Below are 21,571 nucleotides of genomic sequence, written 5' to 3'. Positions count from 1 at the left end.
GGTGTGTTCCCGCCCCGTGTCGGCCCCGCCAGCGGTGAGAGCCCGCGAGAGGACCCGTGGCCGTGCGCGGGCCGCTTCGGTGCGCGGGCCGCGCCACATCCCGGTCCGACACCACGACGAAGGCGTGTTCACGGGCGGCCGCGCCGGTACGTAGGGTGATCTGTCATGGCGGTACGGCGACGTGGACGGGGCCGGTCCGACAGTGCTTCCGGCGGCAACGGTTCCCGCGGTGCCGGCCGGGTACGGATGACCGGCAAGGAACGTCGGCAGCAGCTGTTGGACGTCGCCAGGGCGCTGTTCGCGGAGAAGGGCTTCGACGGTGCCTCCATCGAGGAGATCGCCCATCGCGCCGAGGTCTCCAAGCCGGTGGTCTACGAGCACTTCGGTGGCAAGGAAGGCATCTACGCCGTGGTCGTGGACCGCGAGATGCAGACGCTGCTCGACAGGGTCGTCTCCGCGCTGTCGGCGGGGCATCCGCGCGAGCTGCTGGAGCAGGCGGCCTGCGCGCTGCTGGACTACATCGACAATTCCACGGACGGTTTTCGGATCCTGGTCCGTGACTCTCCGGTTGCCAGCGCCACCGGAACGTTCTCCGGGCTGCTCAACGACATAGCCAGCCAGGTCGAGCACATCTTCGGACTCCAGTTCAGTGCCCGCGGTTACGATCCCGAGCTGGCCCCGCTCTACAGCCAGGCGCTGGTGGGGATGGTGGCGCTGACCGGGCAGTGGTGGCTGGAGGTGCACCGGCCGGGCAGGGACGAGGTCGCCGCCCACCTGGTCAACCTCGCCTGGAACGGTCTTTCGCACCTGGAACACGAGCCGCGGTTGCGCAGCCGTGACCACGAAACCGAGTGAGGAGCTCCCCGCTTCGATCCCGGCGCCGTCGATTTCTCGCGAAATCGTCGCGCCGCTGGGCGTGGCCTACGGTGCGCATGGTGCGGTTCCCGTGCGGAGGCCGTTGATTTCTCGCGAAATCGTCGCGCCATCGACGCGGGCCGAACTCCCACCACCCCCGCAGGCCGCGCTCCGACCACTCTCGCAGTAGGCACCGCCGCGGGTTCTCCCGTGCGGCTCTCGCGAGGAAGGTCCGACGTTGTGTAGGTCGCTACCCGATGTCGGGCCTCCCCGGGGTGAGAGCCGTGCGGGAGGTTCCGCCAAGCGGCCACCTACGGCGAGATGCCTACACTCACTCGTAGGAGTCGGTTTCCTGTTCGAGTTCGCGGGTGTGTTCGTAACCGGCCTTGCTCCACTGCGCCACCCATTCGGGGAGCTCCGGACGCTCCACGGGACCGGGAAGCAGGTTCGCCACCTGTTCCGGTGTGACCCGCTCACCGGTTTTGGAGAGGAACCGGAGCTGGATCACCGCCGTGGTGGTGAGCTTTCCGCCGCTGACCGCTCGGTGCTCCATGAACAGGTGTCGTTCGTCCCAGCCGATGATCCTGGTGCGCAGCGTGAACGCGCGGAAGGGCCGCAGCGGGCGGCGGAACGATCCGGTCTCGTTGGTGACCACGGCGTACCAGCCCTTCGGCCGTATCCTGCGCAGTATTCCGGAGCGCAGCATCAGGTCGATACGCCCGAGATCGAAGATCGAGAAGTAGACACCGTTGTTCATGTGCCCCAGCAGGTCCAGATCGGTGGGCGCCACCCGGAAGTTCGTGTAGCAGGGGCCGAGCGGGTGCACCCTGCGGCCGAACACGGTCTTGACCGCGAGCACGACCAGGCGCAGCAGCATGTTCATCGGTGTGTTCCTTCCGTGCCGCGCCGGGAACGCGGTGGCATCAGCGGCAAAAGTTACTGTCGAGTAGACAACGTTAGGTTCGGCGGTCCCACCGCCACAACCGCCAGTGAACACCGACACACCGTGCTTCGCTCATCGCCGCCTAACGGAACCGGCACGGTGCCGCCCGGGATCAGCCCGGGGTGACCCGCAGCAGTTGATCGCCGGATCCGTTCGACGTGGTCAGGTACAGCGCGTCGTCCGGGCCGAGGGTGGCGGCTCGCAACCTGCCGTGGGTGTCGTCCAGCTCCTCCGGCGCCCACATCCGCCGCACCGAGCGACCGTTGTCGGACAGCCGGAACAGCAGCAACTTGCTGCCCTTCAACGTCGTGACGGCGAGCACCCCTTCCAGCGATCCCCAGCGTGAACCGCGAAGGAAGGTCGCGTCGCAGACCGCCACGGTCTCGTCGCCTGAGGTCCACACGGCGGGCACCGCGTCGGGGAACCGCTCCCGATCGGTCATCGGCACCGACTCGTCGTAGTATCCGCTCCGCCCACCCTGTGAGGGGTCCCAGCCGTAGTTGCCGCCCCGAACCAGCCGGTTCAGCTCGTCGTCCACATCGGGGCCGTGCTCGGCCACGAACACCTCGCCGTCCTCGCGCACGGCTATCCCCTGGGGATTGCGGTGGCCGAAGGTGTAGATCAACCGGGTGGCGGGATCCGGATCGCCGACCATCGGGTTGTCCGGCGCGGGAGCACCGGTGTCCGGGCGCAGCCGCAGCACCTTGCCGCCCAGCGATCCGAGGTCCTGCGCCACGTCGGGACGCGCGGTGTCCCCGGTGGTCACCAGCAGGTTCCCGTCGGGGCCGAGGACCGGTCTGCATCCCGAGTGCCTGCCGCTGGGGTTGACCGGCAGGCCGGTCAGCAACGTGCCGGTCCGCTCGGCCCGCCGTCCGTCGGCGGACAACCGCCAGTCGACCAGCCTGATGTCCACCGCCTCGCCGTCGCGCTGGTGCGTCTGGCAAGTCAGGAACCGCCGGTTCTCGTCGAAGTCGGGGTCCACCAGCAGCCCCATGAGGCCGCCCTCCCCGCGAACGAGCAGGTCGTCGAAGTTCGCCCGAACCGTGCCGGTCCCCGAATCGCCGACCACCGCCAGTCGGCCGGGGCGCTGCGTCACGAGTGCCGAACCGTTCGGCAGGAATCCCACGTCCCAACCGTGCTCCAGCCGATCGGACAGCACCTCCACCCGCAGCGGCGGCGCTGGGTCCGGGGGCGTGGTGCGTTCACCGTCGGTGTCCCCGCCGCCGCAGGCTCCCAGCAGCAACGTGCCCGCCATGCCGGAGAGCGCCGCACGGCGGGAGATCACCGGTCGGTTCGGAAGATGTGAACGATCGGATGTGACCATACCCACATCCTGGCATCGTTTCCGGCCCCGGCGAACCGGGACGACAGGGCACTGCCCGGAGCGGTGCGGTGTCGTTACCGGAGCGGGCGGCGTCCTCGCCCGAACGGGGGTGGTGTCCCGCACGGAACGGGGCGGGCCGCCCGGGAGCCACCGCCCGCGAGTCGTACGCTGGTTCGGGTGCCCGCGGGCCGGAGGCAGTGCCCTGCGGCGGGCGAGGCCGCTTTCACGGCGTTCCCACTGTTCGCGGGATCGTGTGCCGACGTTCCCTTCGTCGCGGTGCGAGGTTGTTCCATGACCCAGGCTGGGCCGCTGGCCGGACTGTTCCAAACTCTTTCACGTGACCCGGCGCTGGGGCGGGTCGCGGCCGTGGCCGATTCACCGCGGCTGTCGATGGAGGGGCCCGCCGCGGCGCGACCGCTGGTCGCCACCGCGCTGGCGGCGGGCAGCCGACTCGGCGGCAGCGATCGGCCCGTGCTGTTGGTCACCGCGACCGGCAGGGAGGCCGACGAGATCGCGGCGGCGGTCTCCTCGATGCTGGGGCCCGAAGGCGTCGAGGTCATGCCCTCCTGGGAGACCCTGCCGCACGAGCGTCTGTCCCCGCGCGCGGACACCGTCGGGCGGCGACTCGCGGTGCTGCGCAGGCTCGCCCATCCCGAGGAACACCCGCACGGCGCCCTGCGAGTGCTGGTCACCACCGTGCGCAGTCTGATTCAGCCGGTCGCGCCCGGTCTGGGGGAGCTACCGCCGGTGCTGCTCGGGGTGGGCGAGGAGCACGAGTTCGAACAGCTCGCCACCCGCCTGACCGAACTCGCCTACAACCGCGTGGACATGGTCGAGAAGCGCGGTGAGTTCGCGGTGCGCGGCGGCATCGTCGACGTCTTCCCGCCGACCGAGGAACACCCGCTGCGGTTGGAGTTCTTCGGCGACGAGGTCACCGCCATCCGCCCCTTCTCGGTCTCCGACCAGCGCTCGCTGTCCGACGGCTCCGACGAGCAGGACCCGCCCCGGCTGCACGCACCGCCGTGCCGCGAGCTGCTGCTCACCGAGGACGTGCGCGCCAAGGCCCGCGAACTGTCCGAGCACCACTCGGGTGACGCGCAGCTCGGCGAGATGCTCAACAGCCTCGCCGAGGGGATCGCCACCGAAGGCATGGAGGCGCTGATACCGGCGCTGTGCGCGGGCAGGATGGAGTTGCTGACCGATCTGCTGCCCGAGGGCACCCACGTGGTGCTCGCCGATCCGGAGAAGGTCCGGGCGCGGGCGGCGGATCTGGTGCGGACCGGTGAGGAGTTCCTCGAAGCCTCCTGGATGGTCGCGGCCGACGGCGGCAACGCTCCAATCGACCTCGGCGCCTCCGCCTACCGTGAGCTGGCCGAGGTTGCCGAGTACACCCGCGAACTCGGGCTGCCGTGGTGGACCCTGAGCCAGTTCAGCAGCGTCGAGGAGGGTGACGACGAGGCCCTGCGGCTCGGGCTGAAGCAGGTAGAGCAGTACCGCGGTGACGTGTCGCGGGCCTTCGACGACCTGCGCGCCCACACCGCCGGTGGTGGTGCCACGCTGCTGGTGGTGCCCGGCACCGGTACCGCGCAGCGCGCCGTCCAGCAGCTGGGCGAGGTGGATCTGCCCGCCCGGCACGCCGAGAACGGGCTCGCGGAGGCGCCGGAGGCCGGTGTGGTCACGGTGGTGCGCGCCGACATGGAGGACGGCTTCGCCGCCCCCGACGTGGGGCTGGTGGTGCTCACCGAGGCCGATCTGACCGGCGGTCGCGGCGGCACCTCCACCAAGGACATGCGCCGGATGCCCTCGCGGCGGCGCAACGGGGTGGATCCGCTCGCGCTCAAACCGGGCGATCACGTGGTGCACGAGCAGCACGGCATCGGCAAGTACGTCGAGATGGTGCAGCGCACCATCGGCGGCGCCACCCGCGAGTACCTGGTGCTGGAGTACGCCTCCAGCAAGCGGGGGCAGTCGGGCGACCGGTTGTTCGTGCCGACCGACCAGCTCGACGAGGTCTCGCGCTACGTCGGTGGCGAGGTCCCCACGCTGAACAAGCTCGGCGGTTCCGACTGGAAGAACACCAAGGCCAAGGCCCGCAAGGCCGTCAAGGAGATCGCCTCGGAGCTGGTCCAGCTCTACGCGGCCAGGCAGTCCGCGCCCGGTCACGCCTTCGGCGAGGACTCTCCGTGGCAGCGCGAGCTGGAGGACGCCTTTCCCTACACCGAGACCGGTGATCAGCTCGCCGCGATCGAGGAGGTCAAGACCGACATGCGGAACTCGGTCCCGATGGACCGGGTCATCTGCGGTGACGTCGGCTACGGCAAGACCGAGATCGCGGTGCGCGCGGCGTTCAAGGCGGTGCAGGACGGCAAGCAGGTGGCGGTGCTGGTGCCGACCACCCTGCTGGCGCAGCAGCACCTGAACACCTTCACCGACCGGATGCACTCCTTCCCGGTCAACATCAAGGGGCTCTCCCGGTTCACCGATCCGTACGAGTCCGAGCAGACCGTCAACGGGCTGCTCACCGGTGAGGTGGACATCGTCATCGGCACCCACCGGTTGCTGCAGACGGGGGTGCGCTACAAGGACCTCGGGATGGTCATCGTCGACGAGGAGCAGCGCTTCGGTGTGGAGCACAAGGAGCACATCAAGCAGCTGCGCACCCACGTGGACGTGCTGACCATGTCGGCCACCCCCATCCCGCGCACCCTGGAGATGAGCATGGCGGGCATCCGCGAGATGTCCAACATCCTCACCCCTCCGGAGGAGCGCCACCCGGTGCTGACCTACGTGGGTGTCTACGACGAGAAGCAGGTCGCCGCTGCGGTGCGACGGGAACTGCTGCGGGACGGTCAGGTGTTCTTCGTGCACAACCGGGTGCACGACATCGAGAAGACCGCCCGGCACCTGCGTGAACTCGTTCCGGAGGCGCGGGTGGTCACCGCGCACGGGCAGATGAACGAGGACCGGCTGGAAAAGATCATCCAGGGGTTCTGGGAACGCGAGTACGACGTGCTGGTGTGCACCACGATCGTGGAGACCGGCCTGGACATCTCGAACGCCAACACGCTGATCGTGGACCGCTCGGACGCGCTGGGGCTGGCGCAGCTGCACCAGCTGCGCGGCAGGGTCGGCCGGGCCAGGGAACGCGGCTACGCGTACTTCCTCTACCCGCCGGAGAAACCGCTGACCGACACCGCGCACGACCGACTGGCCACCATCGCGCAGAACTCGGAGCTCGGGGCGGGGATGGCCGTGGCCATGAAGGACCTGGAGATCAGGGGCGCGGGCAACATCCTCGGTTCCGAGCAGTCCGGGCACATCGCCGGGGTCGGCTTCGACCTGTACATGCGGCTGGTCGGCGAGGCGGTGCAGGCCTACCGCGAGGACGCCGGGGCCGAGCCGGAGGAGCAGGAGGAACTCACCGACGTGCGGGTGGACCTGCCGGTCGACGCGCACATCCCGCACGACTACGTGCCGGGGGAGCGGTTGCGGCTGGAGGCCTACCGCAAGATCGCCGCCTCCTCCGGACAGTCCGATTTGGACGCCGTGCGCAACGAGCTCGCCGACCGCTACGGCACGCCGCCGCGGTCGGTGGAACGACTGCTGCGGGTCACCGCGTTCCGCCAGCTGTGCCGCGAGTACGGCGTGACCGAGGTGACGTTGCAGGGAACCTCGATCCGGTTCGCGCCGCTGGAACTGTCCGATTCGGCCCAGATGCGCATGAAGCGGCTCTACCCGAAGGCGGTCTACAAGTCGGCCGTGCGCACCGTCTCGGTGGCCCGGCCGACCGAGGGCGCGGCGGGCGGCAACATCGGAGCGCCGCAGCTGCGGGACGAGGAGCTGCTGGACTGGTGCGGCAAGCTGGTGGAGTCGCTGGCCGCCGCGCCCGTCGCAGCCGGGTGAGGTTCGGGCCTCTTCCTGGGCGCGGGTTCCTTCCGATGTGGCGTGCGGTTCCGTTCCGGACTCCGCCTGGTCCTGTCCGAGTGATATCTCTCGCCATGATTCGTGGGGTGGCGGTCGGGGCACCTGATTTGTGATCATGGTTTTTCCGCGTGATTACGAATCCGCCTCGCGGGATTGAGGGGGCTCGGCGGTCGGCCGGAGCGTGTAGCGGGGAGCAGGGGACTTCCTTCTGTGATGAGTACGAAACGGGTCGTAGTTCATGGATCAATCCCGGACAGTGACGTTGCGTGGAACGCTGCCGCTGTCGGTGGCCGAGGGGCCGGCGGAAGAGGAGCGCGACGATGCCTCGGCCGAGCTGCTAGCGGCCGTCGACGCCGCCCGCGCCGGTAATGTTGACCTCCAGGAGCTGATGAGGGCGTTCCGACGCGCGGTACTCGCGGTGGAGGTGATCCCCGCAGCGGCGGGGCACACGCTTCGCCAGGTCTGGTACGAGGGACTGTGCTGGTTGCCCGTGTTCTCCGACCTTCGGCAGTTGGCGGGCTTCTTCCACGAGGCGGGCTGGACCGAGGAGGTCGACTACGGGTTGCTGTCCGGTGCGGAGCTCATCGACGAGTGCCTGCCCCGGCTTCCCCACGGTACCGGGATCATGCTCGACGCGGTGGGTGAGCGTCCGTTCGCCCTTCCGCCCGTGGTGGGCATAGTTCCCGAGTCGTTGGCAGTTGCGACCCCCGAGGAGGAGCCGAGCCGATGAGTCAGGAGCAGAACGAGTTCGGAGTGGATCTGGATGCCCTGGCCGACGCTGAGAAGGGCGTCGAGAAGGTCGTGAGCGAACTCCGCGAGATGCTCGGTTGGGGAGCGGGGCACATGGCCGAGCAGGGAGTCGGGCTGTTTGCCGGGGTTTCGTTGGATGCTTCCACCGAGGTCGGGCACGAAGGACTCGGGGAGGCACTTCGCGCCTTCGGCGGGAGATGGCAGTGGGGATTGCGTCACCTCGTCGACGACGGTGTGGGGGCCGCCGAAGCGTTGGGGGACACCAGGAGCACCTACGAGAAGGTCGAGGACGCCGTCAACGGAACCCTCAAAGGCATCGTGGGGACCGCGGTGGGGGATCCTTCGACGAGTACCACCGCTTGGCAGGACAGGTCATGGGGACAGATCGGCAGTGGGTTGGTTCCCGGCTCGACAACCTTCGAGATGCTTCAGGGGTCCGACAACAACGGTGACGGCGAGGTCGGCTAGATCCGGTATGAGCAATCAGAGTTCGATCGGGCAGGACGCCGCCTGGATCGCCGACAACTTCGACCATGCCGTGGAGTGGGTTCCTGGGGGCGGTGAGACCGCCGCCGACTGGTTGCGTTCGCAGGGGCAAGGCCCCGTACCCGGTGAGCCGGCCACCCTGCGCGAGACGGCCGATCACTTGAGCACGCTCGGCAAGGCGTGCGAGCGAGCCGGTGAGGGGTTCAGGGCCATCGACGACGGCGGCTGGTACGGCAAGGCCGCCGACGGTTTCCACGCGTACCTGGACCAGGCCGCTCCGAAATGGTTTCGTGCCGCCGACGCGTTGACCGAGGCAGGGAAGGCCGTCACCGACTACGCGGAGACTTTGGAGTCCGCACAACGGCGGGCCAACCGGGCACAACAGGACCTTGAAGCTGCTCAGCAGCGCTCCGAACAAGCCCGGCAGCGGCACAACGCCGAGGTGGAGAACTACAACGCGCAGGTTCGACGTGCCAACGGTGGTGGACCGGCACCCGACATGGCACGTCCCGGCGAGTTCGTCGATCCCACCGCGGACGACAAGCGTGCCGCGAAGGAGATCATCGAACAAGCCAAGGCCGAGGTGAACGCGGCGGGCGACCGTGCTGCCGGGATCCTGAAGCGCGCCTGTGCGGATGCCCCGGAAGAGCCCGGTGTGCTCGCCAGGTGGCGCGACAACATGGTCGACGGCTTCCAGGCCCACATCGACGCGCTCCAGGATTTCGGGAGTGGTGTGGTCTCCGGTGCGGCCGAGATGGTCAAGGGTATCCGGATGATCAATCCGGTCGACCCGTACAACCTCACCCATCCGGCCTCCTACGGCGAGAACCTCTTAACCATGGGAAAAGGCGTGGTCGGGGCGGTGACGCACCCGTACCAGGCCGTGAAGACCACCCTCAATGTCGAGGGATGGCAGAACAATCCCGCGCAGGCCCTCGGCAAGTCGGTGCCGAGTGCGCTGGCCTCGTTGGCCGGCGGCAGCGGTGGCGCGGCCAAGCTCAGCAGCATGGCCGGGAAGTTCGGCAGGTCCGGCGATGAGCTCGCCGGTTTGGGTAAGCGTGCCTCGGACCTGTCTTCCACGGTGAAGCGTGCCAAGCCCGACGAGCCCGATGCCGGGTCGTCGTCCCCGTCGAAAGACGGCTCGAGTGGATCGCAACAACGCTCGAGTCAGCCATCCCACCACGGCCAGCACCAGCAGAACCAGCCGAATCAGCCGAGCCAATCGAGCCAGCCGAACCAACCGAGCAATCAGGGGCAGCAGCCGGGAGGTCATGGCCAATCGGCGGGGAATCCGACTCCACCGCAGCAGCACCTCGCGCAACCGAACGTCCCGCAACACGAGGTGTCGAGCTCGGCGCCTCCGTGGACGAATCAGGACCTGTCGCCGCAGCCGGCCCAACCGCTGCGGCCGGAACCACCCTCCCCCGGAACGGGAGGTTTCGGCGATCCTGCCGGACAGCAAGCGGGGACGCATCCTTTCGGGCCGGGCAGTGCGCCTCAGCAGGACTTCGGCCCCGGTCCTCGCCCGGACGGCGGGTTCGGCCCGCAGCCCGACGGCGTAAGTTCTCCTGACTCTCACGGAAGTTTTGGAGCACGGGATGCGGAGTCCGTCTCTCGTTCCGAGCCGGGTTCAGGAGAGGGTACCCGGGGTGAGAATTCGGGTACGTACCGAGATGTTTCGGGTGGGAGTGATGATGTTCCTTCCCGGGATGCCCCCGGCCAGGAAGACGAAACTTCGGATGTGGCGAAGCGATCCGGGAATGATGTCGACGAGCTGGAAGGGAGTGGCATAGCGGAAGACATACGCCAAACCGCGATTGATCCGATCGATCCGGCTCAGCTTCCTGACAACATGGTGTGGCGCCAGAGCAACGAGTTGTTGTACCGTGTCGATGATCGCTCCGATGTTTTCGATAATGGGTTCGAGGCGAGAGATGCGCGAAATCTGGACCTCGATGACTACGTTGAGAACAATACAGAATCGGGGTATGTTTCTTGGTCTCGTGACAAGGACATTTGGTTGCAGTTTGCCGACAGGAAGTATGTTTACGTGACAGATGCCCCCGGTGGCATCGATGTAAATGCCAGCGTGCCAGGGCATCAGTACCAGGCGCAGGAGGAGATAGCCCATGTCGGTGGCACTTCTCCTGAGCGGATAATTGGTCGATACGAGATAATTAAAGATCCTGAGTCCGGTCTTCCCGTGCGTTCCGACAATTTCGAGCCGAATCCGAACTACAGTCCGTTGAAGGGAAGCAATGAGTAACCATCAAATTCCTGTTCCCGCTGTTACCGAAGGGATGAGGCAGCAAGCTCTCGCTAACCCCGGGAAACGTGTCTATGTTGTCGATCCGGAGTTCGACGCGAACGGAAGTGTTCCTGGCTGGGGTGTTCGTGGCGCTTTTCCCGTCTCGGAGTCGGGCGATATTTTGACGAACGATTACATCGCGAATCCAAAATATTTTCCCGGGCCGAAAGTCAGGGGTTTCCCTGAGCCTCGAAATGCTGTTGAACGAGCGTTGGAGCTGGCTGCCAGCGGCTACGGTCCGGAGGAAGGGCTCGTAGCGGAGCTCGTGGGAAGTGGTGTGGAACTCCTGTTTTCGGTCGATCCCGGGGATCCGGGTCGTATTCCCGTGGTGGCTGATCAGTCGGGAACCCGCCTTGTTTATGCCTGCACTTCCGAGGAACGGAATACTTCTGGAGGGCGGGTGGTTTCGATTCCGGTGGCTGCGATTCGTGACATGCTATCCGAGGTTTATCTGGTGCTCAACGCGGGAAGTGTTCCCTCGGTGAGTCTTCCTGGGCGAGATATCGTGGCCGCGATGTCCGCCGAATCGGGCAATGGGTGACGATCCCCACCAGTGATGGCAAGGATGTTCGATCAGATCTTCGTTTTCCGGGGGCGAATTCCCCTCGCGCGTACTGCCGGTGACTCACCTTTCCGGTCAATGCTCGCTGTGGCGTATGCGGAGGGTGTACGAGTCGGAGCTGTCACACGGGGCGACCCGAGCACCTTCACCGATCATGAAACCGTTGCGAATCGTGTGCTCGTACTTCGTTTGGGGATAAAACCGTCCTATCAGTGCCGCCGGGCGGCGAGTGTCGCGAACAGCACCGGGAGTATGACCAGCACGTTCTACGGAGAGGCATCGGGGCTGGCGTCGGTCTCCCGGCGCGGACCTGATTACCCGCCGCTGGTGCTTCCGGCGCGCTCGCCTCATTCCAGCGCGTGCCGGGCGGCGGGCAGCGCGGCCTCGCGGTCGCGTGCCACCACGCCGACACGGGTTCTGCGGTCGAGCAGGTCCGCTGTGTCCAGCGCACCCTCGTGCCGCGCGGCGAACCGCAGCTCGGCTGGGGTGGTCGACACGTTCCCGGTGACCGGTTCCAGCGCGGCCCCGTCCCCCTCGGCCTGTTCGAGCACGGCCGGCGCCTCCGTGCCGTAACGCGCGACGAGCTCGCGCGGTGCGCGCACCCGGGACAACCGCGCCCGGTCGGCCGCTCCCACCAGCGGCAGTCGCCTGGTGCGGCACGGTCCCGCGCTCAGCCCGGCGTGCCGGACCGCCGCGTCCACCGCGTCCTCGGCCATGCGCCGGTAGGTGGTCAGCTTGCCGCCCACCACGCTGATCACGCCGTTCTCGCCGGTAAGCACCGTGTGGCTCCGGGACAGATCCGCGCTGCCGTCCGACTCGCCGCCGTCCAGCAGCGGACGCAGCCCCGAGTACGTGTCGAGCACATCCTGCGAACGCAGCGGTTCGGTGAGCACGGTGTTGATCGTCTCCAGCAGGAAGTCCACCTCGTGCCGCGCCGCTTCCGGGAAGTCCGGCACGTCTCCGGGTGCCTCCTCATCGGTGAGTCCGATGTGGATTCTTCCGTTGTCGGCGGGCAGCGCGAACACGAACCGGTTGGTGGTTCCCGGGATCGGCACCGTCAGTCCCGCGTGCAGACCGGGCAGCGACTCGGCCGCGACCACCAGGTGCGTTCCGCGGCTGGGGCGCAGCTTCAGATCCCCGGCGATCTCACCGGCCCACACACCCGCCGCGTTGACCACGGCCCGCGCCCGCACCGGCACCGTCCCGCCGCCGAACCGATCGCGCAGCACGGCCCCTTCACCGGTGACGTCCTCGGCGGCACACCGGGTGAGCACCCTGGCGCCGTGTCCGGCCGCGGTGCGGGCGATCGCGGTTACCAGCCTGGCGTCGTCGGTCAATCGCCCGTCCCAGGCCAGCAGCCCGCCGCGCAATCCCTCGTTTCGGACCGGGGGCGCCATGCGCAGTGTCTCGGCGGTGCTGATCCCCCGGGAGCGAGGCAGCGAGCTCGAACCGGTCCGCGCCGCCAGTCGGAGCGCGTCCCCGGCCAGGAAACCCGTCCGCACCAACGCGGCCTGTCCCGTGCTCGTCTCCGGCAGCAGCGGCACCAGCTGCGGCAGCGGCGCCGTCAGGTGCGGGGCGGTGTGGCGCAGCAGGATTCCGCGCTCCACCGCGCTCTCGTACGCGATGCCGACGTTGCCGGAGGCCAGGTAGCGCAACCCGCCGTGCACGAGCTTGGAACTCCACCGGCTGGTGCCGAACGCCAGGTCGTGCCGCTCGGCCAGCACCACCGACAGCCCCCGGGAGGCCGCGTCGAGCGCGACTCCGGTGCCGGTGACACCGCCGCCGATCACCAGCAGGTCCACCCGCTCGGTTTCGGCCAGTTCGGACAGTTCGCGATTCCTGCGGGCGGCGTTCAGCGAGGTGTCGCGCATGAGTCACTCCTCGGTGGGGGAGTCGGGGCGCAGGTAGTTCTCCAGCATCGTGCGCAGCTGCTCGTCCAGGCGTTCGGCGGGCAGCTGGTCCGCCACGAGGCGCGCGGAGAGCGCGGCGGACTGGGTGACCAGCAGCAGCATCGCCGCGAGCTCCTCGGGATCGCCGTCGGTGATCGAGCCGTCCCGCTGGCCCCCTCGGATCGCGGCGGCGAAAACCTCCAGTATCTCGCGCTGGCTGGTTCCGAGCCGGTCGAAGGTGTAGGTGATCAGCAGTTCCGGATCGGTCTCCAGGATCTTGCGCAGCAGCGGGTGCTCGCGTACGGCCGCCACGGTGCTGACGATCCGGTCCAGCCCGCGCTCGCGGGCGTTGCCGCCGGTCTCTTCGTCGTCGGGCAGCAGCGCGCGAAGTTCCCTGGTCAACAGGTCGGCGGCCAGCGAGCGCATGTCCTGCCAGTGGCGGTAGACGGTCGGTCTGCTCACCCCGGCGCGGCGTGCCACCTCGGTCAGCGTCGTACGGCGCATCCCGACGGCGAGGACGCACTCGCGCGCGGCGTCCAGGATGCCGTCTTCGTTACGACTTGACGTCATGTGTAAAACTGTAGCGCATGACCGCACCGCAGCACCGCACCCCGGAGCCGATGTGGAACGCGTGGGGCACCGCGTCCGAGGCCGATCCGCTGCCCGAACACCTGCGCGCGCTGCTGACCGACTCGCTCGGCGTGCCCCGCCGCGACACCCCCTCGGTTCCCCGCGATCAGGTGCGGATCCGCGAGTCGGCGCTGCCGGACGTGGCCCGCGCGTCGATCCAGGACGCCGTCGGTGCCGAACACCTGCACACCGACGAGCACACGCGACTGCTGCACACCGGCGGCAAGAGCACCCCGGACCTGCTGCGCCGCCGTTCCGGTGACGCGGACGAGGCCCCCGACGCGGTGGTGCGGCCCGGCAGCCACGAGGAGGTCGAACTGGTGCTGCGCGCCTGCGCCCGGCACCGGGTCGCGGTGATCGCGTTCGGCGGCGGCACCAGCGTGGTCGGCGGGGTGAGCCCGGACCGCTCGGCGCTGCCGGTCGTGGTGGCCCTGGACCTCGCCAGGTTGGATCGACTGCTCGAACTGGACACCGAGTCGGGTACCGCCACGCTGCAGGCGGGGTTGCGCGGCCCGGAGGCCGAGCGGTTGCTGCGGGAGCGGGGCTGCACGTTGGGGCACTTCCCACAGAGCTTCGAGTACGCCAGCATCGGCGGTTTCGCCGCCACCAGGTCCTCCGGGCAGGCGTCGGCTGGCTACGGCCGGTTCGACGACATGGTGCTGGACCTGCGGGTGGCGACCCCGCGCGGCACGATCCACCCCGGGCGCGCGCCCGCCTCGGCGGCGGGGCCGGACCTGCGGCAGCTCTTCCTGGGCTCCGAGGGGGCGTTCGGCGTGGTCACCGAGGTGACCGTGCGGGTGCGTCCGGCACCGGCCGAGACGCGCCACGAGGCGTGGTCCTTCCCGGACTTCGCGACCGGCGCGGCGGCGCTGCGGAAACTGGCGCGGACCGGTTCGCTGCCGACCGTGGCGCGGCTGTCCGACGAGACCGAGACCGGGCTGAACCTCTCCTCTTCCGAGGTGGGGGAGAGCGCGCCCTCCGGTGGCTGTCTGACCGTGACCACCTACGAGGGCACGGCCGAGCACGTCGAAGCCCGCCACGCCGAGGTCGCCGAACTGCTGCGAGCGGCGGGCGGCACCTCGCTCGGTGCGGAACCGGCGGACTCCTGGGACCGCGGCCGGTTCCACGCGCCGTACCTGCGCGACGCGCTGCTGGACGTGAACACCCTCGCCGAGACCCTGGAGACCGCCACCACGTGGTCCAATCTGGACCGGACGTACCGGGCCGTGCACGGAGCGCTCACCGAAGCACTGGGGGAGCAGGGGACTCCACCGCTGGTGATGTGCCACGTCTCGCACATCTACCCGACCGGCGCCTCGCTGTACTTCACCGTGGCCTGCGCGCGTGCGGCGGATCCGGTGGCGCAGTGGCAGCACGCCAAGCGGGCGGCGGGCGACGCGATCACCTCGGTCGGCGCGACCATCACGCACCACCACGCGGTCGGCTCCGACCACCGCGACTGGATGGTCGAGGAGGTCGGCGAACTCGGCCTCGACGTACTGCGCGCCGTCAAGGAGACCGTGGACCCCGAAGGGGTGCTCAACCCCGGGAAACTGCTCCCGCCGAAGTGACTACCCCACCAGAGCGCCGCGATTTCGCGAGAAATCGACGCTCGGATGAGCACCGCTCGGTGTGGTGAGGGAGGAAGCGGCCCGGCGGGAGGTTCCGTCGACCGTGCTCTCGGAAACCCCGACGGAAATACTCCGGCCGACTAGGTCGGCCGGGCAGGTATCGCGACAGTGAACGAGGGAGCGGCCGGTGCGCGACATCTCCTTACTCGTCAATCCGACTTCCGGTAAGGGGCGGGCACGCGAGGCGGCCCGTCGCGCCGCCGAACGGCTGCGACGCGACGGTGCGTCCGTCACCGAACTGGTGGGCACCGGCGCCACGCACGCCGCGCGGCTGGCCGAGCACGCCGTCGCCTCCGGCACGGACGCGCTGGTCGCCTGCGGCGGTGACGGCATCATGAACATCGCGCTGCGGGCAGCGGTCGGCACCGTCACGCCGATCGGGCTGATCCCGGCGGGCACCGGGAACGACTACGCGCGGATGTTGGGGCTGCACGGCAGCGATCCCGAGGATGCCGCGCGGGTGGTGCTCGCGGGCGTCACCAGTGCCATCGACGCCGGTCGATGCGGTGAGCAGTGGTTCGGCACCGTACTGTCGTGCGGGTTCGACGCCAAGGTCAACGAGCGCACCAACCGCATGTCCTGGCCGCGCGGCAAGTGGCGCTACAACCTGGCAGTGGTCGCGGAACTCGCCAAGCTGCGGCCGTTGGACTACCGCCTCGAACTCGACGGCGAGTCGTGGGAGACCAGCGCGGTGCTGGTGGCGATCGGTAACGGTCCCAGTTACGGCGGCGGGATGCGGATCTGCCCCGAAGCGTCCTACGTGGACGGTTGGTTCGACGTCACCGTGATCGGGCCTGTTGCGGCGCGGCGGTTGATACGGCTGCTGCCCACCGTCTACGACGGCAGGCACGTGGAGTATTCGCAGGTGACCACGGTTCGGGCCCGGCGGGTGTCGGTGTCCACACCCGGCGTCACCGCCTACGGCGACGGCGAGCCGCTGGCGCGGCTGCCGCTGACGGCCGAGTGCGTTCCCGGCGCGGTGAACGTGCTGGTGCCGTCCGAGCCGCGCTGAGCGCGGGAATCGCCGGGAGTGGTGCGCCGGGTGGGCGAGCGTGTCCGATCAGCAGTGGGCAGTGTTCATCAACGCGGTCAAGGCCGACCAGCTCGGCTGAGCCCCAGAGACTGACATAGCGGCTTTGGGCAGGTCGCTCCGGAGGCTGGATTGGCGATGACTCCGGTATCTGTTCCCACCATTGTGGATTGCCATAGGGTCCCCGCCCGGCCGGGCGGGGTTTTCGGTGGTGGCGGTTTGTACATTTCGCGAGAAATTGTCGCCGCTGCGTGGGGCGTGCGCGGCGATTTCTTGGGAAATTGTCGCCCCGCCACCGATGGCCCGGGGTGTGTCTCGGCGGTTGTCGAGGGTTGGCCGAGTACACGGTTCCGGGCCGTCTGGGTGGGGAGATGGATCGTGGGGACGGAAGCTGGCGGGTAGTTGGTGGCTAGAGGCGGTGCAGCCCGTCGAGGACGCGGCGCAGCATGGCCAGCTCGGGATGCTCTGTCCCACCCGGATCGGTCACGGGATCAAGTGCCGTGGGGCTGGTCGTCAGGGTGGGACTTGGTGCTGCTGGTTGCGCCGGAATTGGATTCGGGAGCACCGGTGCCGGTGGGTCGAGCCGGAACAGGTGCGGGTGTTCGTCCGGGTCGCACAGCGGCCAGCCGATCAGCTCGGTGGTGGACTGTTCGTCCCGGAAGTACGACTCCAGCCGCAGTGCGGCCAGTCTGCGGGCGGCGGGGCCGCTGCCGCCCGCGTGGCGGGGCCGATAACTCGCCCGGTTGCCCCAGCCACCCAGCACGATCGCGGTGGCCGTCAGCACGACGGCGGTGGTCAGCAGCATCGCCGGATGGGTGCTCACTCCGCCTCACCCCGCCTGCGGAACTCGTCCGGGTCGATCGAACCGGACTCCGGAGGGTTTCCGCCGCCGAAGGCCAGCCCGGCGGCGTAGTCCCGCAGCTCATCCGAGAGCCGCTGCAGTACCCCGGCGAGTTCGGCGCACTGCCTGGGGGTGGCCTGCCGCGCCGGGATGTCGTAGGAGGCCTGTTCGAGTTCCCACTGCTCGTGGGCCAGCCACATGCCCAACCTGCCCGCGTAGCTGGTCATCGAGCATCACTTCCAGTCCGCACCGCCGCGGTCAGCACATCCCGCAGCTCGACGGCCTGCTCGACCGTCCACACCGTCCGGTGAAACACCGTCGGCGTCTCGATCCGAATCACCTCCGGCGTCCAACAAGAGATCCACACCAGCAACGACGACGACCAGCCCGACTCGTTGCCACACCACACCCGCACACCCGGATGACGCACCTCGTACCTGATTGGCATCGATGACCTCCTGTAGTCAGTATTAACTACTTGTATTTGGTGTGAGACCAGTTTGTAGGTATCGAGACCATTGGGACAATAGCTCTTTCAGGTGATCTCCACAGATGTTGTTCTCATTTACGGTGTGGTGCATGACCGGGACCACGAACCTCGCACCACGTGCCTACATCCTTGGCTCTGAACTTCGCGAAGCACGGGTAGGAGCCGGAATGACCGTTCGCAAACTGGCTACGCAGCTCGATGTTTCGCATTCGGTCGTAGTCCGTTGGGAGCGTGGTGGGCGAGTCCCATCCACCGAGTCGGTCTCGGCGATGTGCGCGGTGTTGGACCTGCCGAGTCACCAGCGAGACCGACTACTTGAGTTGACTCGTGAAGCGGCTTCCGAACCGGTCAACTCGGTTTCGGTGGGAGCCACAGGAGAAGGTGATCAACTCACCGCTCTACTTGAATTCGAGCGTACCGCTACTGCGATCACTGACGTATCTCCACTGCTCATGCCCGGACTCTTGCAAACCGGAGACTATGCACGGGCCATCATGGGCACCGGAGTTCCGAATGTAGACGAGCGTGTAGCGCTTCGACTGGGACGCAGCGATGTCATCACTCGTCGGAAAGCGCCAGCTGCATACACAGCTTTCATATTGGACTCGGTGCTGCACCAAGCTGTTGGTGATGAGGAGGTTATGGCGGAACAGCTGTTGCACCTGACCGAGATGAGTCAGCGAGGCAACGTCGAAGTGCGCGTTATACCGAGGCATCTCGGTTGGACTCCAGCGCACGCCGGACCATTCATGCTGCTGGAGTTCGAGCGTGCCTCGCCTGTGGTGCACTTGGAACACCACAGGTCAAGCGCTTTTCTGCGTGACGAGGGGGACGTTTCGGCATTCGTTGATGCGCGGGATGATATCGATCGGTTGGCGATGAGTGCAGAGGAATCGAGGGAGCTCATCACCGAGACAATCGAACGATTGGAGGCGACGTGACTCTGTCGCACGCGGTGAGCACGTGGCGTAAGAGCAGCTACAGCAGTCAGGAGACCAACTGCGTTGAAGTCGGTCGTCTCGACGGTGGCGCGGCGATCCGCGACACCAAGGATCGTGCCGCCGGGTACTTCACCACCACCGGTCAGCAGTGGGCCACCTTCATTAACGCGGTAAAGACCAACCGCTTCGACTGAACCCCAGCGAACGAACACAGCGCCTCCGGAGCTTTGAAGTGGTTCCGGAGGCGCTTTTACTGTCTCCAAATCCCCGTGTGCGCGGGGCCTACATCCCCGAGGTGCTCCGCGCCTGGGCCGAGCACGGTCCATCCCCGCGTGCGCGGGGCCTACTCGGGGCCGGGCTTGATGCTCAGGTACTCGGCAGGTCCATCCCCGCGTGCGCGGGGCCTACCACCGCGTACGCGATTCGACTCAGTCATGGTGGGGTCCATCCCCGCGTGCGCGGGGCCTACACTCACTGCGCTGGGATTCTAGCGCGGCGAAGGCGCTGTGAACACCACTCCGTCACATCCCATTGGACATATCCGCCCGGTCGGGTCTCACTCTATCTCCGCCATTGCTCCTACTTCCGCCGAACTCGACACCGACCGGGGCCAGTTGTGGGGACGGCCCGGTGGTGGGCGGAGCGTAAATTTCTCGCGAAATCGTCGGGAGGTGGGCCGGAGACGGGGCGTAAATTCCCAAGAAATCGCCGGGCCGCCGGGCCGCTGGGCCGTCAGGGGGAGGGGAGCGGGGGCAGCGCTGCTATGGCACCGCTCCGTCCTCGCTGCGGCCCCGCGAGGCGTTGTGAATGGCACAATCGTGGGAGTGGGGGCGGCAGGTCGGCAGCGATGAGGTGAGTGTGTCCAGTCCCCGTTCCGAAGGTCCCCATTCCGAAGGTCCACGTCCCGGCGGCTTCCCGCCCCACAGCCGCGGTCGCCGTGCCGGTAACCCGAGGGTCGGTGACCCAAGGGGCGACAACCCCCGTGTCGACGATCCCCGGTTCGATGGCGCCGGATCCGACGAACAGGACTTCGAGAGTTCCCGCTTCGAGCGCGTCATCACCGAACCGGTCATGCTCAGCTACGCCGCCTACGACGTGCTGCACCACGACGAGTTCGGCGCGGGCACCGCCAAACCGGCCGGGCTGGAGGGCGTTTCTCCGGGCGCCACGCACCGCGAACGCGCGGCGATCGTCGAGGCGGCCAACGCCGAACTGCGCCAGGCCGGTCTGACCAGGGGTGGCGCTCCGATCGGTGCGCTGCGCGACACGCTCCGTCTGCTGCGCACGCCGCAGCGCCGCATCTACGGCTGGTACTCCATCCGCACCGACGCCGGGGCCACGCGCGGCGGCTTCCAAGTGGCCGAGGCCGACGACTTCGCCGTGCTCGCCGCCGTGGAGCAGGACCGCGTGCTGCTCGAACCGGTCGAGCCCGACGCCTTGCCATCCACAGTGGCCGGACTGCTGCCGGACGCGCCACCGGTGGACGAAGCACCGACCACCATGCCGCCCCCGCCCGCCCGACACACCGCGCCGGACCGCGACCGCCCTTCCCGGTCCGACCCGAACGAATCGAACGAACCGGACGCACCGGACGACGAGCGGCCAACCGGGACGCGATCGACCTCGCCGGGACACCGGCTGCTGGAACGGCTGACCGCGCCGCCGCTGGACTTCGCGCTGCGTGCCGTGCGCTCGCAGTACGTCTCGCGCGGCACCGAGCGGGAGTGCGAGTACCCGCTGAACTACTACGCGGGTCCCGAGGGGGCGCTGCTCACGGTCATCAAGCGCGACGAGGACGACGAGCCGCTGCTGCACCTCCACCCGGCGACCACGGAGGTCTTCCTGCGGGAGCTGCGTGAGCTGGGCCGGTTCCGCTGAATTCCCGGTGATTGTACGGAGGGTGAGCGAGCATGATCACAGCGGGCTTACGGACAGCACCCGGGTGCTCGTGAGAAAGTGGCCCTTGTGAGATCAGTCATCGCCCGCCCACGGTTGATTATCGCGCTGCTCGCGGCCTGCCTGCTGGCCGGTTGTGGTTCCCAGCCTTCCAAGATCGGCTCGGCAGCGCTCGTCGGTGACCAGGCCATCCCGGTGAGCACGGTGCAGCAGCGGTTCGAGGCGGTTGTCGGTGAGCGCCCGCAACTGCGCGAACAGCTCGACGAGCAGGGACGCACGGACGAGCTGGCGCGGCAGATAGCCGCGTTCACCGTACGGCAGAAGCTCGCCGAAGTGGCCGCGCGACGCCAGAACCTGCGGGTTTCCGAGCAGGAGATAACCCAGTGGGTGCAGCAGCGGGGCGGTGCGCAGGCCGCCACCGAGGGAACCATCTTCACGGCCGACGAGGTCCGCTCCGTGGCGCGTTCACTGGTGCTGATGCGCAAACTCGGCAGCAAGCACCTGACGAGCACCTCGGTGGTCTTCGACTACACCAGCGCCACCAGCCGCGCCGAGGCCGAGCGCAAGGCGAACCGCATGGCTCGTGGCCCGGAACAGGCCGCCGAACTGATCCGGCAGGAGAGGTCCGAAGGGGTTCCCGCGGGCTCGGGGCGTGAGCTCAGCGCGTCACGCGCGCTCAGCTTCGCCGCCCAGACGCCGCTGTTCGCGGCCGACGAGGGCACGGTGCTCGCCTTCCCCGGACCCGGTAGGCAGAGTGCCGGTCAGTGGCTCGTCGCGCGGATCACCGAACGAACCACCGGAAACGGTGACGGCCAGTCGAGCACACCCTCGCTGGGCAGTCAGGGCGAGCAGCTCACGCAGGCCTTCGGATCGCGGTTGCTGGGCCTGACCGCGCAGCGCGTCGGGGTCGAGCTCAGCCCGCGCTACGGGGTCTGGGACTCGCTGGAACTCACAGTCGCGCCGGACAAGGGGCAGACCAGCGGTTTCCGCATCCCCGAGCGGGAGAGCCGGGCCTGATTGAGCTTTCCGGTCGATCGAGGGCACACCATGATCGAGTAATGGCTGGAACAA

Annotated in this window: 19 protein-coding genes; 12 read left to right on the top strand and 7 right to left on the bottom strand. The window is 68.2% G+C overall.

Features of this window, described 5'->3' with window-relative positions:
* Nucleotides 1-246 precede the first annotated feature (246 nt).
* Nucleotides 247-855: a TetR family transcriptional regulator gene (locus J2S53_RS11665; protein ID WP_456242774.1), complete on the top strand. Its 609-nt coding sequence runs from the start codon at nucleotides 247-249 to the stop codon at nucleotides 853-855.
* Nucleotides 856-1,186: 331 nt separating this feature from the next.
* Here the strand turns inward: J2S53_RS11665 and J2S53_RS11660 are convergent, their stop codons facing one another.
* Entirely contained in the window at nucleotides 1,187-1,738 is a 552-nt protein-coding gene (locus J2S53_RS11660; protein WP_130468191.1) for a thioesterase family protein, read from the bottom strand.
* Nucleotides 1,739-1,910: 172 nt separating this feature from the next.
* Entirely contained in the window at nucleotides 1,911-3,122 is a 1,212-nt protein-coding gene (locus J2S53_RS11655; RefSeq protein WP_456240987.1) for a PQQ-dependent sugar dehydrogenase, read from the bottom strand.
* 291 nt (nucleotides 3,123-3,413) lie between these two features.
* Here J2S53_RS11655 and mfd point away from each other — a divergent pair, with 291 nt between their 5' ends.
* From mfd to J2S53_RS11630, 5 genes are all read left to right on the top strand, one after another.
* Complete coding sequence (mfd, locus tag J2S53_RS11650) at nucleotides 3,414-7,025, top strand: transcription-repair coupling factor (RefSeq protein ID WP_456240986.1); 3,612 nt, start codon at nucleotides 3,414-3,416, stop codon at nucleotides 7,023-7,025.
* A gap of 277 nt (nucleotides 7,026-7,302) precedes the next feature.
* Complete coding sequence (locus J2S53_RS11645) at nucleotides 7,303-7,776, top strand: SseB family protein (protein ID WP_456240985.1); 474 nt, start codon at nucleotides 7,303-7,305, stop codon at nucleotides 7,774-7,776.
* The gene (locus J2S53_RS11640; protein ID WP_456240984.1) at nucleotides 7,773-8,264 is read left to right on the top strand and encodes a hypothetical protein; all 492 of its coding nucleotides are present in this window, start codon (nucleotides 7,773-7,775) and stop codon (nucleotides 8,262-8,264) included. Before J2S53_RS11645 ends, J2S53_RS11640 begins: the two co-directional genes overlap by 4 nt.
* A gap of 7 nt (nucleotides 8,265-8,271) precedes the next feature.
* On the top strand, nucleotides 8,272-10,548 hold the full coding sequence (locus J2S53_RS11635; protein ID WP_456240983.1) for a putative T7SS-secreted protein: 2,277 nt from the start codon (nucleotides 8,272-8,274) through the stop codon (nucleotides 10,546-10,548).
* The gene (locus tag J2S53_RS11630; protein ID WP_456240982.1) at nucleotides 10,541-11,131 is read left to right on the top strand and encodes a type VII secretion system-associated protein; all 591 of its coding nucleotides are present in this window, start codon (nucleotides 10,541-10,543) and stop codon (nucleotides 11,129-11,131) included. The genes J2S53_RS11635 and J2S53_RS11630 overlap by 8 nt, the downstream gene beginning before the upstream one ends.
* Before the next feature lie 368 nt (nucleotides 11,132-11,499).
* On the opposite strand, the gene J2S53_RS11625 is transcribed toward J2S53_RS11630, so the two are convergent.
* Together J2S53_RS11625 and J2S53_RS11620 are read right to left on the bottom strand one after the other, a co-directional pair.
* On the bottom strand, nucleotides 11,500-13,023 hold the full coding sequence (locus J2S53_RS11625; protein WP_456240981.1) for a glycerol-3-phosphate dehydrogenase/oxidase: 1,524 nt from the start codon (nucleotides 13,021-13,023) through the stop codon (nucleotides 11,500-11,502).
* Nucleotides 13,024-13,026: 3 nt separating this feature from the next.
* Nucleotides 13,027-13,611: a TetR/AcrR family transcriptional regulator gene (locus J2S53_RS11620; RefSeq protein ID WP_130468186.1), complete on the bottom strand. Its 585-nt coding sequence runs from the start codon at nucleotides 13,609-13,611 to the stop codon at nucleotides 13,027-13,029.
* Between the two features lie 17 nt (nucleotides 13,612-13,628).
* Between J2S53_RS11620 and J2S53_RS11615 the strand changes: the two genes are divergently transcribed.
* Nucleotides 13,629-15,242: an FAD-binding oxidoreductase gene (locus J2S53_RS11615; protein ID WP_456240980.1), complete on the top strand. Its 1,614-nt coding sequence runs from the start codon at nucleotides 13,629-13,631 to the stop codon at nucleotides 15,240-15,242.
* Nucleotides 15,243-15,429: 187 nt separating this feature from the next.
* Complete coding sequence (locus J2S53_RS11610; RefSeq protein ID WP_456240979.1) at nucleotides 15,430-16,314, top strand: diacylglycerol kinase; 885 nt, start codon at nucleotides 15,430-15,432, stop codon at nucleotides 16,312-16,314.
* Nucleotides 16,315-16,741: 427 nt separating this feature from the next.
* Here the strand turns inward: J2S53_RS11610 and J2S53_RS11605 are convergent, their stop codons facing one another.
* The 3 genes from J2S53_RS11605 to J2S53_RS11595 are packed head-to-tail and all read right to left on the bottom strand — an operon-like array spanning nucleotide 16,742 to nucleotide 17,621.
* On the bottom strand, nucleotides 16,742-17,155 hold the full coding sequence (locus J2S53_RS11605; RefSeq protein WP_456240978.1) for a hypothetical protein: 414 nt from the start codon (nucleotides 17,153-17,155) through the stop codon (nucleotides 16,742-16,744).
* Nucleotides 17,152-17,400 (bottom strand): hypothetical protein, encoded by a 249-nt coding sequence (locus J2S53_RS11600; protein WP_456240977.1) that lies wholly within the window; start codon nucleotides 17,398-17,400, stop codon nucleotides 17,152-17,154. The genes J2S53_RS11605 and J2S53_RS11600 overlap by 4 nt, the downstream gene beginning before the upstream one ends.
* Nucleotides 17,397-17,621: a hypothetical protein gene (locus tag J2S53_RS11595; protein ID WP_456240976.1), complete on the bottom strand. Its 225-nt coding sequence runs from the start codon at nucleotides 17,619-17,621 to the stop codon at nucleotides 17,397-17,399. The genes J2S53_RS11600 and J2S53_RS11595 overlap by 4 nt, the downstream gene beginning before the upstream one ends.
* A gap of 104 nt (nucleotides 17,622-17,725) precedes the next feature.
* Between J2S53_RS11595 and J2S53_RS11590 the strand changes: the two genes are divergently transcribed.
* The 4 genes from J2S53_RS11590 (at nucleotide 17,726) to J2S53_RS11575 (ending at nucleotide 21,517) form a co-directional block, all read left to right on the top strand.
* Nucleotides 17,726-18,604 (top strand): helix-turn-helix domain-containing protein, encoded by an 879-nt coding sequence (locus tag J2S53_RS11590; protein ID WP_456240975.1) that lies wholly within the window; start codon nucleotides 17,726-17,728, stop codon nucleotides 18,602-18,604.
* On the top strand, nucleotides 18,601-18,798 hold the full coding sequence (locus J2S53_RS11585; protein WP_456240974.1) for a DUF397 domain-containing protein: 198 nt from the start codon (nucleotides 18,601-18,603) through the stop codon (nucleotides 18,796-18,798). Before J2S53_RS11590 ends, J2S53_RS11585 begins: the two co-directional genes overlap by 4 nt.
* Nucleotides 18,799-19,411: 613 nt before the next feature.
* Nucleotides 19,412-20,482: an ESX secretion-associated protein EspG gene (locus J2S53_RS11580; RefSeq protein ID WP_456240973.1), complete on the top strand. Its 1,071-nt coding sequence runs from the start codon at nucleotides 19,412-19,414 to the stop codon at nucleotides 20,480-20,482.
* Nucleotides 20,483-20,569: 87 nt separating this feature from the next.
* Nucleotides 20,570-21,517 carry a SurA N-terminal domain-containing protein gene (locus J2S53_RS11575; RefSeq protein WP_456240972.1) on the top strand — a complete coding sequence of 316 codons (948 nt, stop codon included), beginning with the start codon at nucleotides 20,570-20,572 and terminating at the stop codon, nucleotides 21,515-21,517.
* The last annotated feature ends 54 nt before the right edge of the window (nucleotides 21,518-21,571 follow it).

Origin of the sequence: Actinopolyspora lacussalsi (assembly GCA_030803735.1) — a bacterium.
In the GTDB taxonomy this organism is placed as follows: domain Bacteria; phylum Actinomycetota; class Actinomycetes; order Mycobacteriales; family Pseudonocardiaceae; genus Actinopolyspora; species Actinopolyspora lacussalsi.
Note: the sequence above shows the minus strand (reverse complement) of the source record. Positions and strands in the feature narration are given on the sequence as shown.